The following is a 6944-nucleotide window of genomic DNA, read 5'->3' as shown; positions in this document are numbered from 1 at the left end:
GGGGCGGGCGGGGTGTGCTTCATCCCGCCAGGGTAGCCGTGCGCGGTGGCCGCCGCCGATCCGACGCAGGATGCCGCTTGCACCGGCATCCGCCCGGCCACACGCGTCGGGTCGGCACGCCCACGCGGCGAAAGCCGCCGGGGCAACCCGCCGCAACCCGCCGCGGGTGAGTACGGGCGGGCGATGGCGACAGCGCCGGGACGCGCGGCCTATCCTGCCGTCGTGGACCTCAGCAGCGTGGACGTCGACAGCTTCTTCTCGACGCCGGTGACGTGGTGGGATGCCGTGCTGGCCATCGCGGCCATCGTCGGCGGGTGGATCGCCGCGCGTTACGGCAAACGCGGCATGATCGCGCTGCTGCAGCGGCTGCCGAACCTTCCGCCGGGCCTCATCGTTTTCGCGGCCCGGTTCACGCAGTACGTCATCCTGCTGCTCGGCATCGGCGTCGCCCTCGCCGTCCTCGGCGCCAACGTGCAGCCACTGCTGGCCATCGTCCTCATCGTCGGGCTCGTCGTCGTGCTCGTGCTGCGCGGCGTCGCAGACAACTTCGCCGCGGGGGTGCTCATCCAGACGCGCCAGTCCGTGCGCCCGGGCGAAGAGCTCATGGTCGAGGGCCCCGACGGCGACGCGATCGTCGGCACCGTCACGGAACTGAACTCGCGTTCGGTCATCCTCACGACGGTCGACGGCCGCACCGTGCACGTCCCCAACGCACAGCTCGTGGGCTCGACCCTCGTCAACCACTCCCGTCACGGCGCGCGCCGCAGCGAAGTGCAGGTCCGCGTCGATACGTCGGCGCAGGCGGATGGTTCGCCGCGGGTGGATGCCGACGAAGTGCTGTCCGTGCTCGTCGCGGCCGCCGCGGGAACTCCGGGCGTGGATGCCGACCGCGTGCGCGCGCTGGTGTCGTCGCTGTCGCCGCAGCGGGTGACGGCGAGGCTGCAGTTCTGGCACGATCCCGCCCGCGCGGTGCCCGTGAGCTCCGACGTGGTCCGGGCGACCTGGGCAGCCCTGACCGCCGCGGGGTGGACGGCGACCGTCACCAGTTCTCCCGGCATGCCGCCCGTCATCCCGCCCGATCCGGTGTAGCGACACGGACGCGGCATCGGCCGGGCCCGGCTCCGCGACCGATTCGGCGCGTACCGCGCGGTGGGATGATGAGCACATGAGCGATGAGCCTTGGACCACCGCTCTCGCGGGCGGAGCAGACCGCGGCGGGACGCGATCGGCGCCACGCCGTTCCGCGCCGCAACCTGTCACAGCTGACCACGACGGGACGCGACCCCCTCGGCATCCTCGAGGAGCAGAACCAGACCCGCGTTGCGGAGCTCGTGCCGCTGCGGACCGAGCGCATGTCGGCCAGCCCGTTCACGTTCTATCGAGGCACGGCGGCTCTTATGGCCGCCGACCTCGCCCGCGACGAGAGCAGCGGTATCGCGGTCGCGTCCTGCGGTGACGTGCACGTCGCGAACTTCGGACTCTACGCATCGCCGCAGCGCGATCTGGTCTTCGACCTCAACGACTTCGACGAGTCGGCGTGGGCACCGTGGGAATGGGATCTGAAGCGGCTCGTCACGAGCGTCGTCGTCGCGGGACGCGCGACCGGGCGCGACGACGACGTGGTGGGCGAGGCGTGCCTTGCCACCGTGCGCACCTATGCCCGACTGATGACGGTCTTCGTGGAACGCAGCCCGCTGGCCCGGTACTACGAACACTTCGACGCCGAGGGCGGCCTCGGTGTGCACGACAAAGCCGGGCGCCACGTCGTGCGCGACGCCATCCGGCAGGCGCGCAAGCGCACCGGCGAGCAGGCCGCACGCAAACTCACCCAGGTGGATGCCGATGGCCGGCGCTGGTTCGTCGAGGCGCCGCCGGCGATGACTCACACGGATGCCGAGATCAAGCGCCGTGCCGAGCGCGACGTCCTGGAGTACGCGCGCACCGCGAGCGTCGACATCCAGTTGCTGCTGCAGCACTACTCGATGTCCGACACCGTCCGTCGCGCCGTCGGGGTCGGCAGCGTCGGCACACGATGCTTCGTGACGGTGTTCCAGGACGGCGACGAGAACGTGCTGCTGCTGCAGACGAAACAGGCCGGGCAGAGCGTCCTCGCCCAGTACGGCGAGCACCGCCAGCCGCAGCACCTGAACGACCTCATCGACAGCTCGGGCGAGGGCGCGCGGGTCGTCGCGCTGCAGCGGATTCTGCAGGGCGTGTCCGATCCCTTCCTCGGGCACTTCCGCAACGAAAGCGGCGACTACTACGTGCGGCAGTTCCGTGACATGAAGGGCGGCATCGATATCGAGACGCTCGACGACGGCCCGTTCAGCCTGTATGCCCAGGCATGCGCCGCGACCCTCGCCCGCGCACACAGCCAGTCGCCGAACGCGGCCGCCGTCGCCGGGTACGTAGGGCGCGGCGAGGCGGTCGCCGACGCGCTGCTGGAGTGGTCCTACGCGTATGCCGATGTGTCAAAGGCCGACTACGAAGCGTTTCTGGCGGCATCCGCCTGATCCCTGCCGCACCGTGCGCGTGCGACGTTTCGATTCCTCGCCGGCGCTCGTCGCTCAACGCGCGGGGGCGGGGGCAACTCTCCCGTGCACCCCGCGAGCGCAGCGAGCCTGAAACGGCGCAATCCACGGTCAGTCGGCGTCGCCCGCGGCGGGCGGGCGCCAGACGACGACTTCGGTCGCGCGGCGCACGCGCGTGCCCTGACGCAGCGTCACGACCGAGCCGGTGACCCCTGCGGCGAACACGCGGGAGCGGCGCTCGAGCTCGTCGCGCAGCTGCTGCTCGAGGTCGGTGACGCGGCGCCGCAGCATCCGCGCCTCGTTCTCCAGCTCGACGATGCGGGCGATCGCGGGCAGGCTCATCCCGTCCGCCGACATCGCCGCGACCTCGCGCAACTGCCTGACGTGCCGCAGCGAGTACCGCCGCGAGCCGCCCTGCGTGCGCGCGGGCACCACGAGACCGAGCCGGTCGTACTGCCGCAGCGTCTGCGGGTGCATGCCGGACAGCTCGGCGGCGGCCGCGATCGCGAAGATCGGGGATTCCTCGTCGAGGTCCTGCTCGGGCATGATCACTCCCGGGCTTTGCTCATCAGGTCGGCGCGCGGGTTCTCCTTCGGCTCGAGGTCGTGGAAGCGCGCCAGCGCCTCCCTCGCCTTGTCGTCGAGATGCGCGGGCACGGCGACCTGGACTTCGGCCAGCAGGTCGCCGGTGCCCTTGCTCGTCGCCACACCACGCCCCTTGACCCGCAGCACGCGCCCCGACGGCGTGCCGGGCGCGACCCGCAGCTTCACGGGCTCGCCGCCGAGCGTCGGCACCTCGATCGTCGCGCCGAGCGCCGCCTCGGTGAAGGTCACCGGCACGGTCACCCGCAGGTTGAGCCCCTCACGCGTGAACACCGGGTGCGGACGCACCGTGACCGAGACGACGATGTCGCCGGCCTCGCCGCCATCGGGCGAGGGTCGCCCGCGGCCGCGCAGCCGGATCTTCTGTCCGTCGGCGACACCGGCGGGGATCTTGACCTTGAACGGCTTGCCGTCCTCGCCGGCGAGGGTGATCGTCTCGCCGCGGACGGCGGTCTGGAAGTCCAGCGTCGTCCGCGCCGTCACGTCGGCGCCGCGCTGCGGCCCGCCGTAACCGCGGAAGCCGCCGGTCGGCTGGCCGAACCGGCCCGATCCGAACGCGCCGCCGTCCTGTCCGAACATCGAGAACAGGTCGTCGAAGTCGGCGGATTGGTACGAGCCGCCGCGCGACTGACCGAATCGACTGAACACGTCCTCGAACCCGCCCGAGCCGGCGCCGGGCGCCTGGAACCGGGCACTGCCCGATCCCATCGCACGGATCTGGTCGTACTCCTCGCGCTGCTCCTTGTCGGAGAGCACCGAATACGCCTCGCTGATCTCCTTGAACTTCGCTTCTTTCGCGGCGTCACCCTGAGCCTGGTCCGGGTGATAGGTGCGAGCGAGCTTGCGGTACGTCTTCTTCAGGTCGGCATCCGACACGTCCTTGGACACGCCGAGGACCTTGTAGAAGTCCTTGTCGAACCAATCCTGGCTGGCCATCGGTCTCCCTACTCGGCCGGGCCGGCGACGACGACCTTGGCCGGTCGCAGCTCGAGACCGCCCAGGCGGTAGCCCACCTCGACGACGTCGAGGATCGTGCCGTCGGCGACTCCCCCGGGGTTCGGCGCGTGGAAGATCGCCTCGTGCTGCTGCGGGTCGAACACGTCACCCGCGGCGCCGTAGCGCTCCACCCCGAGCTTCGCGACGACGCCGCGGAGCTTCTCGGCGATCGCCTGCAACGGCGATCCCTCGGCGAGGTCGCCGTGCTTCTCGGCGCGGTCGAGGTCGTCGAGCACGGGCAGCAGACCCTTGGCGACCGAGCCCTTCGCCCGGTCGATCTCGACCTGGCGCTGCTCCTCGGTGCGGCGCCGGTAGTTGGCGTACTCCGCCTGCAGACGCTTGAGATCCAGCACCAGATCGCGGTCCGCCGCGGAGGCGTCGGCCACCGCCGCCTCGTCGGTCTGCGGCGCGTCGAGGATGTCGTCGACCGTCAGCGTCTCGTCGGTGTTCGTCTCGTCGGCGTCCGTGTCGGCATCCGCCTGACTTTGCCGGTTCCCCTGCGAGTCGGGGCCGGAGGCTTGCGCCTCCGACCCCTCGTCACCGGGGACTTCGTTCTCGAAGTCCTTCGTCATGATCCGATTCTCTTACTTCTTCGTCTCGTCCTCGTCGTCGACCACCTCGGCGTCGATGACGTCTTCTTCGGGGTTCGGCGTCTCGCCGTTGCCCCGGTCGCCCACGGTCGGGTCGGCCGGCGCGCCGGCCGCCTGCGATGCGGCGTAGATCGCCTCACCGAGCTTGCCCTGCGACTGGTTCAGCTTGTCGAAGGCGTCCTTGACGGCGTCGTCGTTGTCACCGGCGAGCGCTGTCTTGAGCGCGTCGACGTCGGCCTGCACGTCGGTCTTGACACCTTCGGGGAGCTTGTCCTCGTTGTCCTTGATGAGCTTCTCGATCGAGTACGACAGGGTCTCGGCCTGGTTGCGGACCTCGGCGGCCTCGCGGCGCTTCTTGTCCTCGGCCGCGTGCTCCTCCGCCTCGCGCACCATGCGCTCGATGTCGTCCTTCGGCAGCGAGGAGCCGCCGGTGATCGTCATCGACTGCTCCTTGCCGGTGCCCTTGTCCTTCGCGGACACGTGCACGATGCCGTTCGCGTCGATGTCGAAGGTGACCTCGACCTGCGGGATGCCGCGGGGAGCCGGTGCGATGCCGGTCAGCTCGAACGTGCCCAGCGGCTTGTTGTCGCGCGTGAAGTCACGCTCGCCCTGGAAGACCTGGATGGCCACGGACGGCTGGTTGTCGTCGGCGGTCGTGAAGGTCTCGCTGCGCTTGGTCGGGATGGCCGTGTTGCGCTCGATGAGCTTCGTCATGATGCCGCCCTTGGTCTCGATGCCGAGGCTCAGCGGGGTGACGTCGATCAGCAGCACGTCCTTGCGCTCACCCTTGAGGACACCGGCCTGCAGGGCGGCGCCGACGGCGACGACCTCGTCGGGGTTGACGCCCTTGTTGGGCTCCTTGCCGCCGGTGAGCTTCTTGACGAGCTCGGTGACCTGCGGCATCCGCGTCGATCCGCCGACGAGCACGACGTGGTCGATGTCGCCGACCTTGATGTTCGCTTCGCGGATGACGTCGTCGAACGGCTTGCGGGTGCGGTCGAGCAGGTCCTTCGTGAGGTCCTCGAACTTCGCGCGCGTCAGCGTCTCGGACAGCGACACGGGGCCGGATTCGGTCAGCGACAGGTAAGGCAGGTTGATGCTCGTGCTCGTCGAGCTCGAGAGCTCCTTCTTGGCCTGCTCGGCGGCCTCCTTGAGGCGCTGCAGCGCGATCTTGTCCTTCGAGACGTCGACGCCGGTGGTGTCCTTGAACTGCTTGATGAGGTAGTCCACGACGCGCTGGTCCCAGTCGTCGCCGCCGAGGCGGTTGTCACCGGCGGTGGCGCGCACCTGGATCGTCGAGAAGTCGTCGTCCTTGCCCACCTCGAGCAGGGACACGTCGAACGTGCCGCCACCGAGGTCGAAGACGAGGATGAGCTCGTCCTCCTTGCCCTTGTCGAGCCCGTAGGCGAGGGCCGCGGCGGTGGGCTCGTTGATGATGCGCAGGACGTTCAGGCCCGCGATCTCACCGGCCTCCTTCGTCGCTTGACGCTCGGCGTCGTTGAAGTATGCCGGGACGGTGATGACGGCATCGGCCACCGAGTCGCCGAGGTACGTCTCGGCGTCACGCTTCAGCTTCTGCAGGATGCGCGCGGAGATCTCCTGCGGCGTGTAGTTCTTGCCGTCGATCGCCTGGGTCCTCCAGTCGGTGCCCATGTGGCGCTTGACGGAGGTCAGGGTGCGGTCGACGTTCGTGACGGCCTGGCGCTTTGCGGTCTCGCCGACGAGCACCTCGCCGTCCTTCGTGAACGCGACGACCGAGGGGGTCGTGCGGAAGCCCTCGGCGTTGGCGATGACCTTCGGCTCGCCGCCCTCGAGGACGGCCACGACGGAGTTCGTCGTCCCGAGGTCGATGCCCACTGCACGTGCCATGTTGTGTTCCTTTCGATAAGTCTGCTTCGGTGATCGAGTGCCGCCGCGTCGCGTCGGTGCTCTACCACCGGTGATCGAGTTCCGGGGCGAAGCCCCGGTGTATCGAGATCAAGGACATTGAGCCAGCTCGACTCAACTTCATCCGTGTTTCACGATAGTCGGCGCGGATGCCGATGTCAAATGAACTTGATACGAGTCATATCAAGTTTGGTGCGAGGCGCCGGGTGCCGCGCAAGCGTCGCGGTCAGCCCTCCGGCGACAGCACGTCGTAGGGGAACTCGGCTTCGGGGCCTGCGTCGCCCCCGAGGCGGCCGACGAGGCGCTCGCGCGCCCGCCCGAGGTGCACGGCCAGCAGC

The 6944-nt window shown here is 69.6% G+C and carries 6 protein-coding genes; 2 read left to right on the top strand and 4 right to left on the bottom strand.

The genetic code is table 11. The features are described 5' to 3' along the window. Positions 1-222: 222 nt before the first annotated feature. Both WBP48_RS08870 and WBP48_RS08865 read left to right on the top strand, forming a co-directional pair. Complete coding sequence (locus tag WBP48_RS08870; protein WP_424439148.1) at positions 223-1089, top strand: mechanosensitive ion channel family protein; 867 nt, start codon at positions 223-225, stop codon at positions 1087-1089. Between the two features lie 83 nt (positions 1090-1172). After that, complete coding sequence (locus tag WBP48_RS08865) at positions 1173-2513, top strand: DUF2252 domain-containing protein (protein WP_424439145.1); 1341 nt, start codon at positions 1173-1175, stop codon at positions 2511-2513. Between the two features lie 129 nt (positions 2514-2642). Here the strand turns inward: WBP48_RS08865 and WBP48_RS08860 are convergent, their stop codons facing one another. From WBP48_RS08860 to dnaK, 4 genes are read right to left on the bottom strand one after another with little or no spacing between them, the layout of a single operon-like run. Then, positions 2643-3077 carry a heat shock protein transcriptional repressor HspR gene (locus tag WBP48_RS08860; protein ID WP_424439142.1) on the bottom strand — a complete coding sequence of 145 codons (435 nt, stop codon included), beginning with the start codon at positions 3075-3077 and terminating at the stop codon, positions 2643-2645. A 2-nt stretch (positions 3078-3079) separates the two neighbouring features. Further along, positions 3080-4069 (bottom strand): DnaJ C-terminal domain-containing protein, encoded by a 990-nt coding sequence (locus WBP48_RS08855; RefSeq protein ID WP_424439139.1) that lies wholly within the window; start codon positions 4067-4069, stop codon positions 3080-3082. A gap of 8 nt (positions 4070-4077) precedes the next feature. Further along, positions 4078-4704, bottom strand: a complete 627-nt coding sequence (locus tag WBP48_RS08850; protein ID WP_424439151.1) for a nucleotide exchange factor GrpE — start codon at positions 4702-4704, stop codon at positions 4078-4080. A gap of 9 nt (positions 4705-4713) precedes the next feature. Beyond that, on the bottom strand, positions 4714-6588 hold the full coding sequence (gene dnaK, locus WBP48_RS08845) for a molecular chaperone DnaK (protein WP_424439136.1): 1875 nt from the start codon (positions 6586-6588) through the stop codon (positions 4714-4716). Between the last annotated feature and the right edge of the window lie 356 nt (positions 6589-6944).

This window comes from Microbacterium sp., assembly GCF_049661145.1.
GTDB lineage: Bacteria > Actinomycetota > Actinomycetes > Actinomycetales > Microbacteriaceae > Microbacterium.
Note: the sequence above shows the minus strand (reverse complement) of the source record. Positions and strands in the feature narration are given on the sequence as shown.